16 protein-coding genes are annotated in these 25,437 nt (G+C 36.7%); all 16 read right to left on the bottom strand.

Annotation, left to right across the window (positions count from 1 at the left end; all coding sequences use genetic code 11):
- Nucleotides 1-19: 19 nt before the first annotated feature.
- The 16 genes from ACTNEP_RS08035 to ACTNEP_RS08110 all read right to left on the bottom strand — a co-directional run bounded on the left by ACTNEP_RS08035 (nucleotide 20) and on the right by ACTNEP_RS08110 (nucleotide 25,434).
- Nucleotides 20-1,012, bottom strand: a complete 993-nt coding sequence (locus tag ACTNEP_RS08035; RefSeq protein ID WP_441161315.1) for an asparaginase — start codon at nucleotides 1,010-1,012, stop codon at nucleotides 20-22.
- Nucleotides 1,013-1,546: 534 nt separating this feature from the next.
- Nucleotides 1,547-4,090 carry a beta-mannosidase gene (locus ACTNEP_RS08040; protein WP_441161316.1) on the bottom strand — a complete coding sequence of 848 codons (2,544 nt, stop codon included), beginning with the start codon at nucleotides 4,088-4,090 and terminating at the stop codon, nucleotides 1,547-1,549.
- A gap of 20 nt (nucleotides 4,091-4,110) precedes the next feature.
- Nucleotides 4,111-5,175: a Gfo/Idh/MocA family protein gene (locus ACTNEP_RS08045; protein WP_441161317.1), complete on the bottom strand. Its 1,065-nt coding sequence runs from the start codon at nucleotides 5,173-5,175 to the stop codon at nucleotides 4,111-4,113.
- 12 nt (nucleotides 5,176-5,187) lie between these two features.
- On the bottom strand, nucleotides 5,188-6,054 hold the full coding sequence (locus tag ACTNEP_RS08050) for a sugar phosphate isomerase/epimerase family protein (RefSeq protein ID WP_441161318.1): 867 nt from the start codon (nucleotides 6,052-6,054) through the stop codon (nucleotides 5,188-5,190).
- A gap of 14 nt (nucleotides 6,055-6,068) precedes the next feature.
- A complete protein-coding gene (locus ACTNEP_RS08055; protein ID WP_441161319.1) occupies nucleotides 6,069-7,055 on the bottom strand; it encodes a Gfo/Idh/MocA family protein in 987 nt (328 codons plus the stop codon).
- A 1-nt stretch (nucleotide 7,056) separates the two neighbouring features.
- Nucleotides 7,057-7,941, bottom strand: a complete 885-nt coding sequence (locus tag ACTNEP_RS08060; RefSeq protein WP_441161320.1) for a hypothetical protein — start codon at nucleotides 7,939-7,941, stop codon at nucleotides 7,057-7,059.
- A gap of 6 nt (nucleotides 7,942-7,947) precedes the next feature.
- Nucleotides 7,948-11,094, bottom strand: a complete 3,147-nt coding sequence (locus ACTNEP_RS08065; RefSeq protein ID WP_441161321.1) for an alpha-mannosidase — start codon at nucleotides 11,092-11,094, stop codon at nucleotides 7,948-7,950.
- A gap of 12 nt (nucleotides 11,095-11,106) precedes the next feature.
- A complete protein-coding gene (locus ACTNEP_RS08070; RefSeq protein ID WP_441161496.1) occupies nucleotides 11,107-13,332 on the bottom strand; it encodes a glycoside hydrolase family 3 N-terminal domain-containing protein in 2,226 nt (741 codons plus the stop codon).
- A gap of 86 nt (nucleotides 13,333-13,418) precedes the next feature.
- Complete coding sequence (locus ACTNEP_RS08075) at nucleotides 13,419-14,780, bottom strand: alpha-L-fucosidase (RefSeq protein WP_441161322.1); 1,362 nt, start codon at nucleotides 14,778-14,780, stop codon at nucleotides 13,419-13,421.
- Between the two features lie 5 nt (nucleotides 14,781-14,785).
- Nucleotides 14,786-16,105, bottom strand: a complete 1,320-nt coding sequence (locus ACTNEP_RS08080; RefSeq protein WP_441161324.1) for a glycoside hydrolase family 125 protein — start codon at nucleotides 16,103-16,105, stop codon at nucleotides 14,786-14,788.
- A 6-nt stretch (nucleotides 16,106-16,111) separates the two neighbouring features.
- Entirely contained in the window at nucleotides 16,112-18,853 is a 2,742-nt protein-coding gene (locus ACTNEP_RS08085; protein ID WP_441161325.1) for an alpha-mannosidase, read from the bottom strand.
- A 15-nt stretch (nucleotides 18,854-18,868) separates the two neighbouring features.
- A complete protein-coding gene (locus tag ACTNEP_RS08090) occupies nucleotides 18,869-19,009 on the bottom strand; it encodes a hypothetical protein (RefSeq protein ID WP_441161327.1) in 141 nt (46 codons plus the stop codon).
- A gap of 81 nt (nucleotides 19,010-19,090) precedes the next feature.
- Complete coding sequence (locus tag ACTNEP_RS08095; RefSeq protein ID WP_441161328.1) at nucleotides 19,091-20,707, bottom strand: extracellular solute-binding protein; 1,617 nt, start codon at nucleotides 20,705-20,707, stop codon at nucleotides 19,091-19,093.
- A 94-nt stretch (nucleotides 20,708-20,801) separates the two neighbouring features.
- Nucleotides 20,802-21,707 carry a carbohydrate ABC transporter permease gene (locus tag ACTNEP_RS08100; protein WP_441161497.1) on the bottom strand — a complete coding sequence of 302 codons (906 nt, stop codon included), beginning with the start codon at nucleotides 21,705-21,707 and terminating at the stop codon, nucleotides 20,802-20,804.
- A gap of 18 nt (nucleotides 21,708-21,725) precedes the next feature.
- Nucleotides 21,726-22,691 carry an ABC transporter permease gene (locus ACTNEP_RS08105; RefSeq protein ID WP_441161330.1) on the bottom strand — a complete coding sequence of 322 codons (966 nt, stop codon included), beginning with the start codon at nucleotides 22,689-22,691 and terminating at the stop codon, nucleotides 21,726-21,728.
- Between the two features lie 487 nt (nucleotides 22,692-23,178).
- On the bottom strand, nucleotides 23,179-25,434 hold the full coding sequence (locus ACTNEP_RS08110) for a helix-turn-helix domain-containing protein (RefSeq protein WP_441161331.1): 2,256 nt from the start codon (nucleotides 25,432-25,434) through the stop codon (nucleotides 23,179-23,181).
- Nucleotides 25,435-25,437 lie beyond the last annotated feature (3 nt).

The following is a 25,437-nucleotide window of genomic DNA, read 5'->3' on the forward strand; positions in this document are numbered from 1 at the left end:
TCAAACGATTTACTTTTATTTACAAGTATATCTCTGTATGACCTGCTATTTCCCCACTGTCATTGGTTATTTTCGAATCTTTTATAGCATATAAACGATCAATCGTTTCTTTATTATGGTATGGAAGCTTCTCCAATATTTTGGCGACAAGAAGCGGCCAAAGATGTTCTGTCCCGCTTAATACTTTAATAGCAATACTGATTTTTTCTTTCTTTAAAGCTAGACAATACACACCTTGAGCACCACCTTTTGCGATAATATTTCGATCTTCTAAAAGAGCAGAACAAATAAATTGATGGGATGCAACAATATTTGGATAATCATTCATCACCTGTGTTATTTGATCAACAGGCTCACGTAATGACTCACTATTAATCAAGGAAGTATCTGCAAACTTTAAATAAGAGAGCGCCATATTTCGCAGTGGAACAGCGTGTACAGGTACTCCACACCCATCTAAACCTGTAATGATTTGATCTCTTGGTGTTTCTGATAACATAGATACATAGTCCAGTACTTCCTGCTGAAGGGGATGAGACATTTGATGATAACCATCCATGGCAAATCCTCTTTCCCTTGCATAGGCAAGAAACCCTAAATGCTTACCTGCACAATTATGCAGTAATTTTCTTCTCGGTTTATGAGATGCCAGAAATTTTTCCTTTGGTGCTGTATTTAATGGATAACTCTTGTTACACACTAATTGTTTTTCTTCAACGCCTAGCTTTATTGCTAAACTGAATAATGCTTTTTCGTGATATTCTTCTCCTCGTTGTGATGCAGTAAACAGTGCCGCTTCTTCTCCTGTCAGTTGATAAGTATTTATTATGTTACTAGAGAATACAGGTATAGCTTGGATTGGTTTCATAGCTGAACGATAATAGAAGGCTTGGGTTATATCCCCTTTCTGAAAAACTACTTTTTTGTTCTGATCTATGACACAAATAACACCTTGATGGATATTCTCTACATTTCCATTTCTAAATTCTTTTGCAATAACAGGAAAGTCCATCCTTTTATCCTCTCTTTTCCTTTTAAGTCACTACCCGCAAAGCGCCTGAGACAAAAGTATTTTAACAAAGCTAAATCCGAACGAAGATTCCATTATCAAACGGAGTAGTTCGGATCAACCTTTCCGGAAATCCTGGTGAATTTTGTTGCAAATTATCTATATACCGTGTAAACTGTTAGAAATTTGCTCTCTTTCATTCTACTTTTGATGAGTGCATGCATACGCTACGGGAAAACACTTCGCGTAGTATAGTGTAGTGTTCTGATTATAGAAAACATAGATTCTTAGTAATTTTTTTAGTCTTCCACTTACAAAAGATAGATCCATTTCACTTAGCGTAGGCAGAATACGGAGACTCCCGTGGGATAGCAAAAGCTGAAGATCCACTTGGTAAAGTGGGTCTCTTTACAAGCTAGCTGAAGCCGAGCCCACGGAAAACGTAGTATTCTGCCGGAGTGAATACATGCACTCATCCTCAATCAAGATGAAGAAAGCTAAACTAAAAAACAAGTTTCTTTAGTTCGCAGTTATTATCTAAATGGACTGCGTTATATAATCATACATTGACGAAACGTTGACATTGGTAATGTCTTGTTTCTTGTTAAAGTGTATATTGTCGCGAATTGAATCTGTGTAGGCGATAAATTTTTTCACCCCTGGAATCAAGGAGAAGTTATTATCTTCAAAAATTCCCTCTCTATCTGCTTCGAGCCAGACATTCATTGCAAAAGATTGACTTTCTAATTCAACACCGCCCTCCACATAAGAAAGTTGAATTTTAGGGTCTTGCAGCACAAGTTCCTTCGGTTTCACCATTACATGCTCTACACTGTCGATTACATCTCCATTCACCGTTAATTGAGCAGCTAATATGACATTGCTATCTTCCATAAGTCGTAACGAATGGATATCGGTTTCATGTATAAGGGTAGAAGTATTCTTTCTTACCTTAACAGCCTTGTTTTCTTGATACAGTGGTTGCCCGTTCAAATCATAGAGATGAAGCGTAAGCTGTGCTTTTTTATCATCTAATTGATCAGATACCGCATACACGGATAACCTATCTTCCTTTTGATCTACTATTAATACAGTTTCTTTAAAACGATCCTTGATAACATATTGTAATGCCTTCCATCTCCCGTAATAATCCATACTCGACCAAGAAGCAACTGGCCAACAATCATTCATTTGCCAATATAATGTTCCCATACAATATGGCATATTCAGCCTGTGTGCTTCCACCGCTGATTTGATCGCATCTGCTTGCAATATATGACTAAGATGTAGAAAAGCTGAAAAATCCTTTGGTTCTTTATAGTACATTTCCATATAATTCTTAATCAGGCGATTTCCTGCACCATTTTTCTGATGATGTAACATAACATCTGATTCTAATGCTAATTCCTCTTCTTTCGCATAAGTTAGAACTGTCTTTTTCTCAGGAAAAGACTGAAATCCATATTCACTCATAAAACGCCCAACTTTTTCTTTATAGGTTTCGATTGGCTTTAGCCCATGCCAAACATCCCAATAGTGAATATCCCCTTTCTCAACCGTTACAAATGTTGCATGTTGATTTTGATCATACGATAGTTCTCTCATTGGAGAGCTTGGCCAATAATCCGTATTCGAGTCATATTCTTCTACAATAGATGGTAATAAATGATGAAAAATGTCATCGTATGCTTTCCAGATTTCTTCGCGTTGTGAAGCATTATACCGTTGCTTCCAGCCCCAACCAGCATCCTCTTCATATTCGGACCAAGCAGCATCCATTTCATTATTGCCACACCATAATGCCATACATGCGTAATTTCGTAATCGTCTCACATTATCAATGGCTTCGTGTTTTACGCTATTCATAAAATCAGGATCACCCGGATACATACTACATGCAAACATAAAGTCTTGCCAAACTAAGATGCCGTATTCATCACACAATTCATAAAACATATCATCTTCATAAATACCTCCACCCCATACACGAAGCATATTCATATTGGAAGCTGCCGCTGTGGCGATTTCATGCTCATATTCGGCTCTTGTTGTCCTCGTTTGGAAGCTATCATTCGGAATATGGTTCGCCCCTTTAGCAAAAACAGGAACACCATTTAATTCAAAATAGAAACTTTGACCATGTTGGTCATCTTCTCTAACTAAACGAATGGATCGAAGGCCTGTTTTTACAACACTTGTATCTTGCACTCTTTCATTTAACTGTACATCTGCTTGAAACCGATACAAATAAGAGTTCCCTAAACCATTACTCCACCATAATTGAGGATTTTCAATCAAAATCGGAACCTCTAATACTTGTGATCCTTTTACTAGTTTACAAGCCTTGTTTACATCCAATCCATGCTGATCGGAAATCATTATTTCTACTTCCATTTCCTTTGTTGCTTCTATCTCTAAAATAGCATTTATTTCTGCCTTTTCGGATGATACCGATTGTTGTTGGATATAAAAATCTGTTAACCTTGCATCAGACCATGCTTCCAAATATACGTCCTTCCAAATACCACTGGTTACAAAGCGTGGACCCCAGTCCCAACCATAATGGTAAGGGGCCTTTCGCGCAAACACACTGAGCTTTTTTTCTCCGACTCCCCCATCTTCCGAATGATCATTATCAGCTGGGAAGTTATAACCTAAATGGTCTGGCTTATCTATATCGTGATTTATCGGTGAATGGAAATATACGAGTAATTGATTCTCGCCCGCCTTCAAGTAGGATTTGACATCCACTTTCCAGATTCTAAACATATTGTCTGCTTGCAGAACCTTCTCACCATTTACATATACTTCCGCATAGGTATCTAAACCTTCAAATACAAGCTCTACTCTGTCTTCTTGTAACCATTCTTTTGAAACGGAAATAGTGGACTTATATTCCCAATCCTGCTTATCAATCCATTGCAAATCCAGCTCATTTTCCCCTACAAAAGGATCTGGTATCATGCCATGCTTTAACAAATCGGTATGTACACACCCAGGAACCGCAGCCGATTTCCAATCATTTGCGCCTGCTGTTTTGAAATACCAATTTTGTATTACGCTTTTTCTAACGTTACTCATCTATATACCTCCGTCTATTATCAGTCAAAATGGATCTCTGCTTTATCTTCACTTGACTTATATACACCCGTTAACATCTTCATCATTTCCACTCCGTCTTCCACTGGTGCTATCGTTTCCTCTTCTCCTTTGACACAGTTAATAAAATGATCGATTTCCTTTTGAAAACCTTGTGCAAAGTCAAATGTTAGGTGATCAATTTGCGGGGTACTGTTTAACATAATATTATTTTTCTCTGTGAATATTTCTAATGCCGGTTCTATTTCAGCACCACCTTTATCACCATGTAAACTGACACGTATTTCTTCTTTTTTAGCATGTAGCGAAAAGCTAACATCGACTATTAAAGAGGCCCCGTTTTCAAATCGAATAATTGCATTTGCTAAATCTTCCACACTATTTTGCTTGGCATCGTAATCAGCTGCTTTATAAAAAGATTTATATTCTATATTTGAACGGTTGCCTAATTTGTGATACGTGTTACCACTTACTGATTTCACTTTCGGCTTACCCATTAAATACCAGCAAAGGTCGATAACATGAACACCAATATCTATTAATGGTCCACCTCCAGACCGTTCCTGATCTGCAAACCAACCACCAGGATTTCCTAGGACTCGTAAACAGGTGGCTTTAGAGAAATAGATATCTCCTAGTTCACCATTGTCAATAAACCGCTTTAGTACCTGTGTGTTTGTTCCAAATCTTCTTACATACCCAATTTGCAAGAATTGATTAGGATTATTGTGAACAGCTTCTTCTATCGCTAGGGCTTCTTCCACAGTTTTACACAATGGCTTTTCGATTAAGACATTTTTCCCTGCATTTAGTGCTGCAATTGCGATTTCAGCGTGCGTATTATTCCATGTACAAATACTTATTGCCTCTATCTCACGATTACGTAACATCTCTTGATAATCGGTATAATAATGCGCTACACCTAATTCTTCAGCCTTTTGTTTTGCACGAACTTCATTTATATCACATACAGCAAACAACGCAGCATCTTGATTTTTTAGGTATCCTTGAATATGCATGTCAGAAATGGATCCTAAACCAACAATCCCAACTTTTACTTTACTCATTTTTTAACCCCCTTAAAGTTGATTCCACATATTACGAACATTCCGCATCGAAATTTCACTTGCTTGCTTACACTCTTCCATTCCTTCAAATTCAATCGAAATATATCCATCATATCCACTATCTTTTATCACTTTTAAAATAGCTTCTAATTCAATATCACCATGCCCTGTAATAGCACCACGCAAATATTGTCCACCTGCTGAAGTAAACCAGCCTTCTCCAGGGTTTGGCCATGATTGGGGACGAATGTAAAAGTCTTTGATATGCACCATTGTCGCGCTGTCCATACATTTCTTGACAGCGGTGATTGGATCTTCATCCGCACACAGGAAATTACCGGTATCTAACGTATGTCCAAAGTTAGAACGATTGACTTGAGATACAATTAGATTGATACGATCACTTGCTTGAATATAGAAACCATGATTTTCGATACTTGTCACAATGTCATATTGCTTAGCATAATCAGCAATTTCCTGGCACGCCTCCACAATCTTAGGCAGATCCTGATGAAACTGTTTCATGCCAGCATCTGCTGGTGGCTTAAATGAAATATCATGTCTCATTCTCCGTACACCAAGTTGATTCGCGATATCGACTTCTTGTTTTACTCGTTCTATTTCTGCTTGAAACGCATTCGCATCACCACTCAAAAAGTCGGCTCCAATTGCGTAGTTTGAAATATCTATTCCTACTTCCTTAGCTTTTTTAACTATGTCTGCCACCAATTGCGGATCGTTAGTCAGCGTATAACCAATCGGGACCATTTCAATATGTTCTGCACCTTGCTCTTTTGCCCATTGCATCACATCTAATATCGTCATTTCCCCTTCATGGATGGCATTTGCCAAGCTATATGAGCTCATCCCTAATTTCATTGTTTAGGCCTCCTCTAGTTATGACTTAACGTTATCTCCTTTTTTTGCTGATTAGATTGATATGCTGCTTTTACAACTTCTAATGTTCTCAAACCATCTTCTCCTGTAATAAAAGGTGCCCGCGATTGGTTTACACATTGTAAGAAGTCCTGAATTAATATTTCATCCATATCATCTGCCCAAACGAGATGCTCCAACTTATTATCACGATCGTTAAATAGTAATGTATGCTGTTTAAAGGCATCAACAGCCAATGTTCCTTGTTCACCAAAGAATTCTAGGGTTACATCACCCCATATTGGAAAAGTTTTCGGACGTGACCAACTCGGATCAACCGTAACCACAGTCCCTGATTCAAACTCCAAAATCACATGGCCACAATCTTCCACCTCTATCTCGTAAAATCTTGTATCAAATTCTGCATACACGCTTTTTACTTCATCGTTTAAAATCCAGCGAAGTGTATCTACAATATGAACGATATGATCGGTGGCACAGCCTCCCCCTGACAGGTTTGGATCCACAAACCAACCACCTGGCATTTGTCCATGATTCGTTGTATTAACTGCCAAAATGTTGCCAATTTCTCGCTCATTTATTAATTTTTGTACTTCTTGAATAGCTGGGGTAAAACGAACTGGAAAAGCTATTTGTAAAATAACATTATTTTGCTTACATGCTTCTATCATTTCTAGTGCATCCTTTATTTCTGTTGCAATCGGTTTTTCGCATAATATGTGCTTTTTGTAATGTGCAGCCTTCACCACGTGTGCTTTATGATTTGCATTCTCAGAGCAAACAATAACAGCGTCTAAATCGGTTTGCAGCATGGCATCTAAATCGGCATAATAGGAGGTGTTCCATTTTTTTGCTATATCTGCTCCTCTTTGTTTGTCATCATCCCAAATACATGCAAGGGAGGCATTTTTACTTTTCTTTAAAGCATTGGCATAACTATATGCATGCATATGAGCAAAACTAATGATCCCAATTTTTAACATCTCACACCCCTCCTTTTGTAACAGGTGCAGCTTGATTTAATGAAGATTCAATTGCTTCCACCCATTCAATTGCTTTCATTATCTCGGTTATGTTATTAAATGAATCACGATTTTTCGTTAACACTTCATATCCATCTTCCAATTGACGTTGAATCAACGGTATTCCAATCGGATGAACCTTCCGTGTGCTTTGATTTGTTTTTACAATACTTATAGGATTAGCTTCGCTACTTTTATAGGTAAGCATTCCTTCAGAACCAGTCATTTCGATGTTTAATTCCTCTTTACCAAAACCACGAGCGAACTCCAGATGAGTGAAACTGTTATCTTCGTGTCTGATATGAATCGATATAAAACGATTATTTATCTCTTTTGCAAAAATAGTTTTAAAATCGCCAAATGTTTGATAAATCCACCCAATTAATTCGAATTCCTGTTGAAGGAACCTTCCATTAGAAGGTAATCTTTCTGATTGAAAAGATATACGATTAACACCACTATGACCTAATTGATCTCCACTGAATGTCTGATGTAAATTCATCAATTCGGGCGACGTCATCATCGGATTGACGATTCGAACCAGCATTTGCTCTCTTTTTAGATAGTTTAATAAGTCTTTTGTTTCCATTAGACTAGAGGCTATAGGTGATACTAGAATAATAGGGACGTCCATTCTAAGTCTTTTTAAGATAGAAGGCTTTAATTCTGCCGATACACATACATCGAACAATTCTGACTGATCGTGAGAAGAACGAAAAGCAGGTAGTGAATCTAGGTTATCATTTGATATTATTGCTTGCTCCACCTGCACTTCGGGAATCGACTCCCAAAAAGGTAAATGTTTGTTTACCTCGGCTTCATTACCTATTAACGTAACTTTTTTCATTATTCTTCACCCTTTCTCTTTGCTAATTTGGTATGTGCTAATTTCGTAAGGCTTTAATTTTGTTTTATAGTAATCCGTCCTTACTATTGAATGATTGATTGGTTTTTCAAGAAGGTTGGTTTCTTGGATCACAGCTTTTTCGGGTAGACTTAATGATGCTGATACCTCGCTCCCTTCAGACTCATATAATCGAATAACAATACCTTCTTCGTTTTCAGCTAATTTAACGGTATCTAGTATAGCGCTTTCACTGTCAATTTTAATAAATGATAACGAATTCCTTAATTCACCTGACGATATGGTTGTTTGCATGATTGTATCTCTTGTATTAAGCTCGTGGCCTTTTTTTACTGTTTCCGCCGCTCTCCAATCACCCTGGTGAGGATATAAAGAATATACAAACTGATGACGGTGAATGTCTGCGCTTTGATCTGGCCACTTGGGCGATCTCAATAAAGATAGTCTGATATTCTGGCCTTTGATGTCATATCCATATTTACTGTCATTTAAAAGGCTGACACCAAAGTTGCCTTCAGATACATCTGCCCATCGCTGACCACATACTTCAAATTGTGCCTGCTCCCATGTCGTATTATTATGTGTCGGACGGTTGATCGTACCAAACGGTATCTCATAGGTAGCATGTGATGAATAAACATTAACCGGAAATGCAACTTTTAACAATTTATTCGTTTCATTCCAATCGACTTCTGTATCGAAATCAATCAACTTAGAATAATGGTGGAATATAATCTTTTGCGTAATAGTAGATTCATTTAACTTCCATTTAAAATGCAACTCATCTGTTAATTTTCCTGTGTGATGAATTGTTGCCTCTATTAGATTTACATTTTCGACTTTTTGAGAAGCGAAATTTGGGTCTATGTCCCAGGCATCCCAGTCTGTGGGTAGGTCATCGAATAACTGTAGTTCGTTTGCTACAGCACCTTCTTGGATAACCTCTCTATCACTTTGCTTATCATATAATCTGGTTATAAAGCCTTGTTCATTAAATTCAAGCCTATAGTTAACCGTTTCCCATTTACCGTTAAATGGTTTAGAAGGTGCCAGGCATTTTCCTTCCGCTTCTTGTAACCATACCGTTGTGAAGCCAAACTGTGGTACATTCGGAATGAAAGCTTGTAATACAAGCGTTGCATCATCCACCTTTACATGTTCCATTGGATAAGGATTTCCTTCTTCATCCACAATTATTTTAGATAATAACTCTAGACCACCATTTATTTGAATTAGACGATCTCTATCCCAACCCAAACTATTGAATACTATTACGGGCTCACCAGGCCCTTGTGTATTAACCTTACTTGCGATTTGCTTCATTGCTTCCATCTGCAAGAATTGACCTTCAGTCAACACTTCTTTATATTGCTGGTCTGATAACTCATAGACCGGTTCAATAGATGTACCAGGAACTATATCATGGAACTGATTCAACAGGATTAATTTCCAAAGCTCTTTTATCCTTTTGGCAGGATAATTTTTCTCTGTTAATAGATATGCAAAGGAATGCCATATTTCCAAGCTTCGAAACAATGATTCAACTTGCCGGTTATATTTCTTTGTTTTAGCATGTGTTGTATAGGTTCCACGGTGCAATTCCAGATACAAATCACCATACCATTTTGGTAATACTGGTCCTTGTTGACTAATACGTTCAAAGAAATCATGTACCTTGCTAAATTTCACATCGGGTAGTCCAGGTAATGATTCAGATCGTTTCACTGTTTCGATCATTTCTCTAGTAACCCCACCTCCCCCATCACCGAATCCATATACCAGCATTCTTTCATTATGAGCACTTTTCTGATTAAAATCATCCCAGGTCTCTTTTATATCCTTCGGCTTCGTTTGCTGGCCTAAAACAGTATGTAAATAAGATAGAATTGTCGTTCCATCGATACCTTCCCAATGAAATAAATCATATGGAAAACGATTCGTATCATTCCAATTTAACTTAGTCGTCATAAAGTATTCGGTATCTGCCTTCTTTAGAATTTGAGGTAGTGAGGCACAATAACCAAACGTGTCCGGTAGCCATTCCACTTTTGGCTCCACTCCAAATTCCTCTTTAAAATATTGTTTACCATACAATAGCTGTCTTACTAATGACTCACCAGAGGGTATATTTAAATCGGGTTCAACCCACATACCTCCGATAATTTCCAATCGACCTGCTTTTATTTTTTGTTTAACTCGGTCAAAAATTTGAGGATAATAATGTTTTAGATATTCAAATAATTGCGGTTGACTTTGTGCATACTGAAATTCTTCGTATTCGTCCAATAATGTACAAGCTGTCGATAATGTTCTAGAAACTTTTCGGACAGTTTCTTTTATCGGCCATAACCAAGCAACATCTATATGTGATTGACCGATTGCCCAAATTGTTCCCTCACGATAGCCCGCCATGCCTTTTAATAGTGATTGAATGCTTTGTTCTTGTTCATATAGCTTCTTTTGATCAGCTAGATCTTTCTGATTAGGTATCTTCCACTCATTCGCTACATCTTCTAATGCCTTGAAAAGGACTGATTTTCGAGCATCCGCATCATCTAAGAGAGCTAACGTGTCACAAGCGGTTTCTAATGTAAAAACAAAGCTTTGTACAGCTCGATTAACGAATACCAATGCACTGTTCTCTAATAAAATAGGAGGTGGTGCAGTTTCCGCACTTGCTACTTGATTAAAGCCTCGTAAAGAATCTTCCGGAATTCCGACAGGGTTAAATAGTTCCAATTCTATCTTTAATACATGGCTGTCTTGTGCATGATTTGCTACAAAGCAAAAAGAGCGATTGCGGTCAAAACCTTGAACAGGCTCTCCATTGATATGCATTAATGCTTCATAATGAGATGGTATACCTCCTGGTCCACCTGCTTTGAACAGGATTCCAACATCACTTGAAGGCCACTCATTCGGAATTTCTATACTATTTTTCAAAAAAACAGTTACCCCAGATTCAATGAGTAATTCCCCAATATTAACTGTTTTGGATGAATTCTTTCTCTCCAGTGACTGATAATTCTTCGGGCCTTCATATTTAAAACTATTCATTTCCCAATTATTAATGTCTTTTGTTGCGAGATATTGATTGTTTCTAAGTAATCGTATCAAACGATGAATTCTTTGCATGACTATCCCCCATTACTCTTCTTGAATCACTAATTTCTTTTCATCCAATTGATCAGATGATTCACCTGCTAGCAATATGACCGTACCAGGCTCAACTACCTGCCTCATCTCTACATTCCATATGGATAGTTCTTCAAAGCCTAATTGTAATTCCACATTTTTCTTTTCTCCAGCAGGTATCCATATTTTCTTAAATGCTTTTAATTCTTTTATTCTTGTTGTTACAGATGCTTCTACGTCTTTTATATATAGCTGTACAACAGCAAAGCCATCATATTCCCCTGTGTTGGAAATATTAACGGATATCGGTAGACGTTCACCTTTTGTTAATGAATGGACACTAACTGTTTCTTGTTCTTTTGAAGTAAATTCACATTTAAACGTACTATACGACAAACCAAAACCAAAGCTATACATCGCGTGGCCTACTTCATCATAGTAATCTTGTTTTGCACCACTATTTTTGACATTATAATATATCGGTAATTGATCTGCGGAATATGGGATAGATACCGGTAATTTCCCACTTGGATTAACATCCCCGAATAGTACTTCGGCTATCGCCTGGCCACCTAGTTGACCGGGATACCAACCTATTAATATCGCGTCTAAATAGGGTTCAATATCTTTTAAGCTATATGGCCTTCCTTGGATAAACACGCCGACCATAGGAGTATCGATAGACGCTAATTCTTGTACTAATTTTTTCTGGACACCACCTAAGTCCAAATTTGCTACATCGATATTTTCCCCACAATCCATTTCAGCTTGATCATAATCCGTTACTGCTCCGTTATCCTCAAATTCCATACCAAATTCTCTTGCACTTGATCCACCTAACGCTAAAATAACAATATCTGCTTTACTTGCAATCGATTTTGCACGATCAAAATCGGACATATCTGTAGAACGAATGCCGCATCCCTTGCTATAAAGGATTTCACACGCTTCCTCCACAACATTTGTAATACCTTGTTTTACTGTTACAACTGAATCTCTTCGTTGAGGAGCTGTATAATCTCCTAATAAATTATAAACACTATCTGCATTCGGTCCGATAACAGCTATCGTTTTCGTTCTTTTATTTAAAGGTAATAGATTATCTTTGTTTTTCAATAGTGTAATAGATTGTCTAGCCATTTCTAGATTTAATCTTTGGCCTTGCGACCTATTCACTAAAACACTTCTTGATTTGTCATCGGCTTCTGAAAAGAGACCTAATAAAAATTTTACATATAGCACCCGTTTAACTGCTTGATCTATAAGTGACTCCTTTATTTTTCCATTCATAACAGCCGCTTCAATTTGTGTATAAACATCGTCCCACAAGCTTAAATCGACACCTGCATTTAAAGCATAGGCTGCAGCCAGCTCTTTATCACCACTAAGTAAGAGTAATCGGTCCAATGCTGTTCCATCTGCCATCACAATTCCCTTAAAACCCCATTCTTTACGAAGTATATCGGTTAGTAATTTTCGGTTAGCATGACATGGAATTCCATCAATCTCATTATAGGCTGCCATACACGCTAAAGCCCCCGATTTTACCCCTGCCTTCATTGGCGGCAAATAAATTTCTCTTAACTCCCTTTCGCCTATTAGTGCTGGACCTGCATTATGTCCACCAACAGCAGCACCTTGTGCAGCAAAATGTTTTAAAACAGCAATAATATTGGGAGACTCTTTATTATCTCCTTGCATACCTTTCACGACAGCTTCCGTCATACGGGCAGCTAAATAAGGATCTTCACTGAAACATTCCTCTGTTCTTCCCCACCTGGGATCTCTGGCAATATCCAGTGTAGAAACTAATCCTAAATGGACACCTCTTTCCTTTAATTCTGATGCTATATATTCCGAGACGTTTGATTGTAAATCAGGATTCCATGTAGCACCAGACCCTAGATGAGTAGGGAAGACGGTGCTATCTAACGCTTGATGACCATGGGGACATTCTTCTGAAAAAAGAGCTGGGATCCCAAGTCTAGTATGTTCTTTTAAATAGTCCTGTACCATTTTTACAACATGCAAAGAGTCCTCAACAGGGATGCCATTTTCAAAGTTTATACCAGACCAAGGATCAGCCCTAAACAAACCATATAAAGCACCAATCCCTTGAAACTTTTGTACATGTTCTTTAAAGATCTCCGTTAGTTCATATTGGTTTCCATTTTTTCGATATACTTGCCACCCATATAGTTTTTGGTTCAACTGTCCTACTTTTTCCTTTAAAGTCATTTGCTTTAGCAAATCATCGACTCGTCTCTCTATCAACTGTTAACCTCCTCTCTTCTATATGCCTAGCCCTATGAGAAGTAGATTTTTTATGAAAGCTTGAATACATGTGCAATTGGTGTGTTTCTTTCTTCCATAGGTGGCATTTTGACCGTTAATCCATCATTATCTTGATAGAATTCGAGTGAATCACTTACATGGAGCAAGTCAATTCGTTCTACTTTGTCAACATAAGGGATAACTATTTCTTTATCTTGATAGGAACGATCATTATTTTGATATAAACGGAAGCAATAAACGTTATCATCCTTAGTGGTAAAAGCGAAATTGTTTTTATAATACGGAGCAACCATCCTTGTTCCATAGATTGATTCACCGTACAATTCCATCCATTCACCTATACCTTCCATTAATTCGCACGCTTTTCTTGGAAGTCGACCATCTGGTTGAGGGGGAACATTAAGAGCTAGATTCCCTCCCTTTGCTACTATTTCAATAAGTGTATGAATGATTTCTCTTAAGCTTTTATATTCATCTTGATATTTAAAGGAAAAGGAAGTTCCAATTGTTATACAACTTTCCCAGGGTACATCGATCGGTTGATCCGGAATTGTTTGCTCTGGGGTAATATAGTTCTCATATAACCCTCCTACTGTTCTATCTACTGTTAACAGCCATGGCTGATGTTGCCGGGCTTTTTCTACGACTTCACCAAGCTTGATATCCTGATTCCGCTTTCCTACCCAACCTGCATCTAGCCACAGGATATCTATTCTTCCGTATTTCGTCATTAATTCCATTATTTGATTGTGAGTAAATGATATAAACTTCTCCCACATCCAAGGATATTGCTCCGGATCATAAGATGGACCTCTCCACATATGATTTTTTCTTTCCATCCCTGGCGCCCAATAATATGGTGTATGCCAATCTGCTTTAGAAAAATACGCTGCTATTGCGATTCCCTTCTCACGGAAAGCATCAAATACATTCCGGCAAATATCCGCATATTTATGCGTGTGAAAAGGACAGTCTTTTCCTGTAATACGGTAATCTGTTTCCTTGGTATCCCACATCGAGAAGCCATCATGATGTTTGGTCGTAAAAATCAAATATTTAAATCCTGCTTTATGAGCAAGATTAGCCCATTTATCTGGCTGAAACCTAATTGGATGAAAGGTTTTATTTAAATTAAAATATTGTCTTTTAAATTCTTCCATATCTTCTTCCCAATCGATATCATCTCTAGACCATTCACCATCTTCATCACTTAAAGCCCATGATTCTACTAGTCCCAATTGAGAATATGGCCCCCAATGCATCATTAAGGCCAGCTTTTGGTCTTTAAACCACTCTAATCTTTCCAATAAGATCGGATCATTTGGTTTAACCCATTTCTGTTCTGAACTGTAATTGTGAACACCATTTTCTACTAGCTGATCGTTTGCCACTCTATTCAGCCTCCTTTACTCTTCCAGTCATATAATGGACTACCTTTTACCACAAGCCCGACCTCACTTAATAAAAATTCACTAAACATGGAATTAGCCCAAGAAAACCAAGGTCGAGTAAATTGCTTCGGGTCATCAACATGAAAGCCCTCGTGCATTAAATTTTGTCCAGCATCTGTTTCTTTGAATACCTTGATTAAGCGTTCTTTTTCCTCTCTTTCTATAGAGGTTAAGCCTTGAATGGCTAGTGCAATATGCCAAATGTATCGATCTGGCGTATGTGGACTACCGATACCACTTGCTATTTTTCCTTTAAAATAATAGGGGTTTTCCTCACTTAAGATAAACCTTCTTGTATTTTGGTAAATCTCATCATCAAACGGTCGGTACCCGATATAAGGTATCGATAATAAACTTGGAACATTCGCATCGTCCATTAATACATAGTTACCCAAGCCATCTGTTTCATAAGCATAAATAGAACCAAATTCAGGGTGTTCCACAATACCAAATTGTTGAATACCTTGCTCGATTTCTAATGCTAATTTGTTTGCTTTGTTAGCTAATGACTCATCCTCTAAAATAGCAACAGCTATTTCGGCTAATTGTTGTAAGGAAACAACTGCAAACATATTGGAGGGTATTAAATAACCATATTTGCAAGCATCATCACTGGGACGAAAGCCACTCCATGTCATTCCTGTGTATCCCACTGGTGCCCCATATCCATCGTGAGATAATGTATCTTGTGGTGGACAGTTATCACGCACGAAGTGATACGCTGATTGATCTGAATGATGCTGTTCTGTCGTCCAAACATCTATTATTTTCTCCATCGCTTCTTTAAATTGCTGATTAAAATGTGTAGTAATACCCGTTCCTTTCCAATACAAATAAGCGAGCTGGATAGGATAGCAAAGTGAATCAATTTCATATTTCCGTTCCCATATCCAATCTGTCATCTTCGTTCGGTCTTGATGATAACGGTTACCATTAGGGTGCTCATTGAATGCATTGGCATAAGGATCATGATTGATAAAGGACACCTGCTTTTCAATAACTCCTTGAATCATTTGTGCTATCGTTGGATCTTGATCTGCTAATAATAAGTAGGGACGAACCTGTGCTGCAGAGTCTCTTAACCACATTGCTGGTATATCTCCAGTAATCACGAAAGTAGACCCATCTGATTGAGGCCGTATCGTTGTTTGATACGTATTAACGAAACATTCCTCAAACATAGTCTGTAGTTTTTGATCTACTTGGTAATATTCTTGCACTTTTTTAATTAACCCTTGGATAGATGGTGTTAGCTGTTGTGTCACTTCTATTCACTCCTTTACCTTTAATCCCACTGTTACTATCTCAAAAGGTGCTACTGATAAGGTGATAGATTCGTTGGAATCCGCTAATATTTCACCTTGTTCTTGTTCCTCTAGAATGTTACTTAGATAAAACTGCTCTACCTTGCTGTTATTCTTAACCTGAACGGTTCCATCTTGATTCATCATATTAAAAAAACGCATATGCAGATCATCCGTTACGGAAGAAGCCTTGAGCGATGTTAAAACTGTCTCCTTTGAGGTATCTACCGAAATATATGGATGACTAGTCGAGATGGAACCATCCTGATTTGGTAACTGAACATCCGACCATGGTATTCGGTATTGATAAGCTTGCTGATACACTTCAGCAGGCCCCTCCTTGTTAACATGCGGAAAAATTTTAAAAGCAGCGTATTGATCACCTAAACATTGTGCCTCCGGAGTCGGAAAATAACCCCAGTCTCCTAATTCACCTACTGCTCGAACTAATGTAATCGCAATGGTATTTCTGTCATCTCTTAGTACTTCATATTCATTTAATCCCTTATTAGCAATGGTAATACCTTTCGCTGAGTCATGCATACTAACGAACGCCTGCTGATGCTGGGAATGATCCGGATTCGTCCACTGATCTGATGGCTTGTTATTTCTTTTAGCTACTTCAAATATAGAATCCGCATAATGTACTTTACTATCTATATCTGTTGGAAACAGAGCACGGAAACGGTGATCTTTCGCTACATTATGGAAGGAAACATGAACATCGACTCCCTTACCATATCGCTCTAAAGTAACATGTGTTTTGATTGTAAATGGAATCATTTTTTTACTTCGCTTTGCTTTACGACCGGAAAACCATACAAGCTCTTGCTGTTCCTTCGCTAGTTTATCCTCCGCACTTTCAGGGATTTCTAATTCATGAATAATTTCATAGGTAGCACGGATAGAGGTATTCTCTACAAGCTTGATAGATGCCTGTAATCCCGTTGTCGTAATAGGGAGATCTTGATTGGGTTGCTTATACATATACTCATTACCGATATCTCCAGTGTCTTCGTAAACTAATAGATTCTCAAAAACTTGACCAGTTGCTTTATTACGTATATGGAGTGAACCATCCATATTGATTTTGATATACATATACTCATTTTCGAGTACATTTTCCGCTGAAGCAATTCGATTTATAGCGTTACTTTCTTTCTCTCCTATTACGAAAGCAAAGGCTTGATGACTTAAAGGTGCTACGTCGTGTGCTTCAAACGTTATTTTTACTCTTCTTGCTAAATAAGGTTGCCGGAATTGATTTTTTGGCAAATCATAATCAAAAACAACCCCTAAATCTTCTATTTGATAATCAAGGATATTACCTTTCTCATCCATTAAAACTCTATTATCTATCAGGTAATCTTCTAATTTTTTACGATGAACACCATCTGCGAAATATTCCCGCTTTAAATCCAACTCTACTGTTACCACACCTGTTCGACTTTGCCCTGTTGTATTAAAAATAGCAAATGGAATAGGGTCTTCCCCATACTTCTCAAATACTGTGGTATTAATATGTCTTGCCAGTTTTGCTAATAGCTTTCTTTTCAAGCTTTCTGCCATATGTTTACTCTTCTCAAATCTAGTAACCATCTCCCTGTGCACTTCATCTACACTACAACCACAAATACTATCATGAGGATGGTTTTTCATAAGCATTTTCCAAGCATACTCCAATACATCATGCTCATACTTATCACCCATTACATAAGCAAAAGCGGCTAATGGTTCTACTTCACTCTCTAATAAAGTTTGCACCTCTTGATTCATTTGTTTTAAGTAAACCCTGGAGGAAGCTGTATTGACTAGTGTCCCCCATCCATCCGTATGTTGACTTCGTAATTCTCCTTCAACAGTTTTTAAATGACCTTCACTTTGCTGAGGGTTCAGCTGTTCCAGATACTCATTAAAATTAGAATGAATAAATGTTACATCCGGATATAACTCCTTTGCTAATTCAATAGCCTTAGATAGATCTGTTTGTACTGGCTGATGATCACATCCATTTAACATTAATAAATGGTTAGAGGATGCATATTTCTCCATCGCTTCTAAATGGCCATCCCAATATTTTTTTGCTGCCTTTCTTTCAGTAGGAATTTCATTTCCATTACAATACCAATTAGCAAACAGGATGCCGACTACCTCTGAACCATCAGGAGACTTCCATTTCATCTCGGAATACGGAGACTCATACACATCTGCTTCACTGACAGAATTGTTAAAGCCAGTGGGTTTAACTCCTCGACCAAAAGCGGCATGTTTTATCCCGGCCTGTGCCAATATTTGCGGTGCTTGCCCGATATTTCCGAATGAATCAGGGAAGTATCCAATCTTCGATACATTCCCCCACTTTCTTGCATCCTTCATACCGTATTGCAAGTTGCGAATATTAGCTTCACTACTTGTTAGAAATTCATCCTGTAAAATATACCAGGGCCCGACGTAAATGCGCTTTTGCTCTATAAGTTGTTTAAGTTTATCTCGTTGTTCCGGGCGCACTGCCAAATAGTCATCTAACATAATAGTTTGCCCATCCAAGTGAAAGCTTTTAAAGTTTGGTTCATTATCTAATGTATCTATTAATTGATCCATAAATTCTACTAATAAGAAATGGTGTTTTTCGTATGGTAGATACCACTCACGATCCCAATGTGTATGAGAAATAATATGAACGGTTTTCTTATTGTCCGATTGTCTCACAGCTATACCTCCAAATTAACGCTCAAATTCCATTAAAAAGGTTTTCATTTCATATGATTTAATATAAAACTTTACTTTAAGCTCGATAACCTCTCGGTATCGATATTTATCTACTTCATTTATCCTCGCTTTTAGTTTATCCATTGTTAAAAGCATACAAGTTTCACCTCAAGCCCATTCCATATGTAAGAATGGCTCGTGTGTTTTCAACGAGCCATATCTGATTATTCATTTCTATTAATTCGCTGCCCAACGATCATATGCATCTTGGTGAATTTGAATATATTGGTCGATATTCATATTTTCAATTGTTTGAATATAATCATCCCATTTAGAAAGCGGCTCTACCCCTGTAATAAACTTAGCTTCCATTTGCTCCACATATGATTTTAAGTCTACCTCGATGGTGTTAATTGCCTCTTGTTCTTCTTCTGTTAAGTAAACTAGAGGATATGGTGTTTCAGCATATGGATCGACTTTTTCTTGTGTTTCACTTTCAATAAACAAATCAAAATCTGATCTTGGTGCAGTTTCTACTAAATCTACTAGCATCGGTGTGGTAATCCCGTATGCTGGAGTCAGGGTGCCGCGATAATCTTCACTACTATCAAACTCTTCCGGAACATCTAAAAATACTCTCTGACCATCTTCTCCCTCTTCCCATAAGTAACCTTCAGGACCTTGATCAAAGAAGTCTCTACCTTCTTGTGAATATAAGTAGTCAACCCATCTTATGGAAGCTTCAGGATGTTCATTATTTTTCGAAATAGCAAATGCCCCTCTACTAATACCAGGATTACCTGGTAAAACAATTTCCGGAGATATGTCACTTGTTAAAGGCTGAAACATCGGATTATTAATGGCTTCCTCCTCCGTCTCACCTGTTGTAAAGAAGGAGAACCAATCCGGGAATAATCCTAAGCGGTTTTCTTGACCCTTTGCTTTCTTTTGCTCATCTGCTTGTGAAAATGTTTCTGGATCTAATAATTCTTCATCATATAGTCTATTCATATAAGTTAAGTATTCTTTATAGTTTTCTGTCATAGGTGCATAACGCGCTTCGCCATTTACCTCTTCAATACCCCATTCTTTCATACCAAATGCAGCCAAAAACCACCTTCTTGTACTATTCATTTGTACATCTGTTAACGGAATCTCATCTGCTTCACCATTTCCATTAGGATCTTCTGTTTTAAAACGTACTAATAACTCATATAGTTCCTCTGTCGTTTTTGGTAATTCTTCTACACCTAATGCATCCAACCATTTTCCGTTAAACCACATTGGCCCCGCTGGCCAGGCAGATGTAGGGTGCTGATTGATTGCAGGCAGTGCATAAATATGCCCATCAGTTGTTGTAATCGACCTTTTGATCTCAGGATTTTCTTCCATTAAAGCTTTAAAGTTTGGTGCATATTCATCAATTAAATCTTCCAATGGTAGTAGAACACCTTGCTGTCCATAATCCACTTCCATCCCTGGTGTTAGGTCTCCTGTTCCAGCCCCGAAGATAATATCTGCGATGTCACCGCTTGCAAATGCTAAGTTTAACTTAGTCTGAAAATCACTTAATGGAGGTGTATCATATTTAAAATGTATATTTGTTTTTTCTGAGTATTGTTGTAATGTTGGCATATCCTCCCATTCTGCCAATCCTGTACCTGGTGCCATTAATGTCAACGTAATCTCTTCATCCACTATTGGGTAACCTTCTTTATTTACTTCTACATCAGAAGTAGCTGATTCATCATCTTCTTGCTCACCTTTATCACCAGTAGTTTCATCATTATTACAGCCGACAATAACTAGACAGCATATAAAACTTATTAATAAATACCATAACTTTTTCTTCATTATTTAACCCCTCTCTTTTATTATCAATAGAATCCAGTGGATAACGTTAATTACAACACCACCTCCTTCATCATCCTGTTCACTGGATTTGCTTTTAGCCCTTAAGTGATCCAATCATAACTCCTTTAACAAAATATTTTTGAAGAAATGGATAAACAATAATTACTGGAAGTGATGAAACTATCATTACCCCATACTTAATGATGGCAGCCAATTGTTGATTACTATGAATCAATTGGGCAGCATCTCCCGTCATCGGTGTGTTATTACTAGACATATCTTGTAAAACCAGGATTTCTCTTAGAACTAATTGGAGCGGGAATAAATCCCGGTCCGAAATATAAATCAACGCGTTAAAATAGCCGTTCCAATGTCCAACTCCATAAAACAGTGCCATTACAGCAATGATAGGAGCAGATAAAGGTAGAATAATTTTAAAGAACAATTTAAAATTAGATGCGCCGTCAATCGTGGCAGCCTCTTCTAGTCCCTTCGGTATAGTAGATTGAAAATATACCCTAGCAATAACAATATTCCAAACAGCTGCAGCGTTAGGTAAGACCATCGCCCAAATCGTATCGATTAATCCTAAATCTCTTACTAGTAGATATGTAGGGATTAATCCTCCTGAAAAAAACATAGTTAATACAAATAATGCTGTAAAGAATCCCCTTCCATAGAAGTCCTTCCTTGATAATGCATATGCGGCAGGAATTGTAACCAAGAGATTGATTAATGTCCCCAAACCTGTATACACAATGGTCATTAAGTATCCCCGCCAAATCGAGTTATTTCCTAAGATTAATCTATACCCCTCTAATGTAATGTCTTTTGGGAGCAACCACATTTTTCCTGAATTCACATAAGTCGGATTACTTATAGAGGCACTCACAATATAAATTAATGGGTAAAGCACCACTACTAGAGCAATGGTTAAACAAAAATAAACAAAGATTTTAAACACTTTATCAGCTTTCGTTTCATATAATGCAGAATCCATCATCGTGCAAGACCTCCTTTACCATAAGCTTGTTTCACTTGTTTTACGAGCAATCTGGTTAACCGTAACTAACAAGATGGCATTTATTACAGCATTAAACAAACCTACTGCTGCTGCAAAGCTATATTGTGCATCTAATAAACCAGCTTGATACACAAAAGTTGCTATAACATTAGATGATTCTAAATTTAACGGGTTTTGTAACAGCAAAATTTTCTCAAAGCCTAATGCCATGATATTTCCTAAATTCATAATTAATAGAATAACCATAGTTGGCACTAAAGTTGGAATATTTATATAGAGAATTCTTTGAAATCTCGATGCTCCATCCACTATTGCTGCTTCATGTTGTTGTGGGTCTACCCCTGATAAGGCAGCAAGATAAATAATGGTCCCCCATCCAGTACTTTGCCATACACCTGAAAGTACATATACGGTTTTAAACCATTTTGGATCGGACATAAAACTAATAGGTTCGAAACCAAAGAATTGAATAATATGGTTAATAATACCTGTTGTAGGTGAAAGAAAAGCAATTATCATACCTGAGATAACCACTACGGAAATAAAGTGTGGTGCATATGTAACTGTTTGGACGGTTCTTTTATATAACCCGTCTTTAGCTTCGTTTAATAACAACGCCAATATAATTGGTAAAGGAAAACCAACAGCTAATTCATATAAACTAATGCCTAATGTATTTTTTAAAAGATCCCAAAAATAATAAGAATTAAAAAACCTTTCGAAATGCTTTAACCCTACCCATTCGCTTCCTAAAAATCCCAAAGATGGTACATAATCTTTAAAAGCAATTTGAATACCATACATCGGTACGTAATGAAAGATAATAAAGTATAACAATGCTGGTAATATGAAAAGATATAGTTGCCAATTTTGCAGTATTTTTTTTAGTTTCGTTTTTTTTATTTTTGTCACGTTAGTTTCATCTTTTGATTTATCAGTAATAGTGGTTCCTAAACTCATGTACGCTTTCCCCCTTTTATATTTTGGCGATATGTAACTGCTTACATAATAAGCGTTACAAGAAAGCGTTATCAATATGTAGTTTTTGCTTTTAATTGTCATTATGGAGATATACAAAAAGAAACCCTTGGTAATAAAGGGTTTTCTTCCTAATGAATATGTAGTACTTGTTCAATATGTAAAAATTGACACTCCGACCAACAGGCAGAAGTAGTAAACGAAATATAAAAACCGAAGGCTTGTTGTTGTTGGATGAATGAGTAAGTATATTTTTTTCTTCTTATCCTAAGTTAATACCTCTACATAGAAATGCTCATGAAAGAAAGGAGGAAAAATCGATTATTAGGATTTGTCGGTTAAATTAATAGATATGAATGACATAGAGGGTTAATTGTTTGTAATGGAGATGATAAACAATTAACCTCTCTTTAAGGCTGTACCCTTAGATTATTCATATCTGACTAGCTATTTTTGATCAATTCCTTACTTAATTATCATTCGCGGTTTCCGCATGAATTTGCCGATATTTGCCTGGCGTCATGCCTACTTCATTCTTAAATTTACGAGTAAAATTAGCTACATCTTTATAACCTACATCCAGCACAATTGCTTTAATGGGTTTATCCGTTTCTAATAATTGATTCTTTACCTCTTCCAAACGCAAAGACTGTACATATTGTTTAAATGTATAGCCCGTTTGTTCTTTAATAAATCGACTGACATATGATGCAGACAATCGAAACTCTATAGCTATTTTTTCCAATGACAGGTCGTAAAGGGCAAAATGCTTATGCAGATATTGAATAATATCATGCTTAAGTTGTTCATTATGGCTCTTCTTATTATCATTTACTTCCTTACAGGCTTGAGAAATAAGATCATTCAAATGCACAAACAATTGCTCTATAGTCTGGAAATCAAAAATTTGTTCACATGTTTTTTTAGATGGTTTAACGCCCATTTCTGTAATTGTCTTTATAACCGTATTGATAATATCAAAGCATATTGCTTTTAAAAAGGATAAAGATAATTCATCTTGTTGTAAATGTTCAAAAACAGCTAATAATGCCTCATTGGCAACTTTACTATCTCCTTGCTTTATACTCTGAACAATTTTTAATAGATCTTCTTTAGGATATCCTACATAAAATTCTTTTTCTTCTTTAATATTTTCAAAATATATGCAGCTTCCCTGACTATAAAAATATTTATGCTCTAATGCTACTAAAGCTTCAATATAAGACCGGTTAATCATTGTGGTCTTGTCATAAACTGTCCCTATTCCGATCATTGGTTTAATACCAGTTAATTGTTTGATGTCTTGCTTTAATTGTTTGACAAACTCATTACGTTTGCGTTGGGCAACTGATCGGTCGCCATTAATCTTTACCACCAAAGCAATGCCATCCATATATAACAAATCGATACCATATGCTGTAACATCTTCCAATGTAATATTAGTAAATAATTCATAAATAGTTTCACGTTCTGTTATCTTTTCCTTAGACAGCTGCTGCTTCTCCAATGAAATGATCATGGAACAGTAATAGTCACCGTGGATGTCAAGGTACAATGTTTCATTATAACTATTAATCTCTTCTTCCGTATTAAAATCACCTTTTATTATCTTCGTTAAAAATTGATCCTTCGCAAATGTTTGATGTTTAAATATTGTTTCACTTAGCATTTCATGGTCTTCAAACACAGAGGTGACGGTTCTCTTTATCGTGTCCAGTTCATTAATCCCTTTGAGTTCTAATTTTCTGTTATTGCTTACGGAATCAAATAAAGATCTAATCGGTTGATATTGTTTTTTTGCTAGAAAAATGGCTAGAATACTTCCCACTATAAATACACTTAAACATAATATGACCATAATCATGATTGTATTAGACAATCGCTCAAAGAACTGGTGTGTTTCCATCATAATAATATATTTCCAGCCTGTTATTTCAGACTCTACAATTGCAAGAGAATACTTATTTCCGTTTAACTCAATAGTATTTACTTCTCCATAGCTTTTATTTTCAATTTTTTTTATAAAACTACTATTAATATTATTATCTTTTATCGTGGAAGCAATAATTTGGTTTTGATCAGATAGTATATAGGCGTTACCTTTAAAGTCACTCATCGTATTTGCTATTAATTCATTAATGGTACGATCTTTGATAAGAAAAACAACTGATCCATAGCTATTGTTATTGCCTAATGTTAGAGGAAAGAAATATGTAATATAATGGTTGTTTCTATCATGATTCGATAATTGGTCAACAACTGTATTAATCGGGATATTTGTTTCTAAACTATTCAATAAGTTATTATTATCCCAATTATAAAATTGATATTTTCTGATTAAAGCAGGGACAGTATAGGAACCTTCTGAAGAATAAATAAGGTTATTTCCATGGTAATATATTAATAATTCTTCAATGATTGAACTATTTGCCTTGTATTTCTTCAACTCATCGATAGCTTCTGATCCATAATATTCATGATTGAGCATATATGGCGTTAATCTAGGATCATACGATATGCGATTAGCAATTGTTTCTAACTCACTCACCCTTTCGTTAGTAAGTGCTGCGACCTGCTCTAATTTACTGATATTTGATTGTTCTATTTCTTCCTTTAAATTAGAAACTGAGTTTAAGTATATAATTGAACTCATGACAATAAAAGGGACCAAAAATACAACTAAATAAGAAATAATATATTTTATTAATAATTTAGACTTAAGCATGAC

This window comes from Gracilibacillus sp. HCP3S3_G5_2 (assembly GCF_052063305.1).
GTDB lineage: Bacteria > Bacillota > Bacilli > Bacillales > Amphibacillaceae > Gracilibacillus.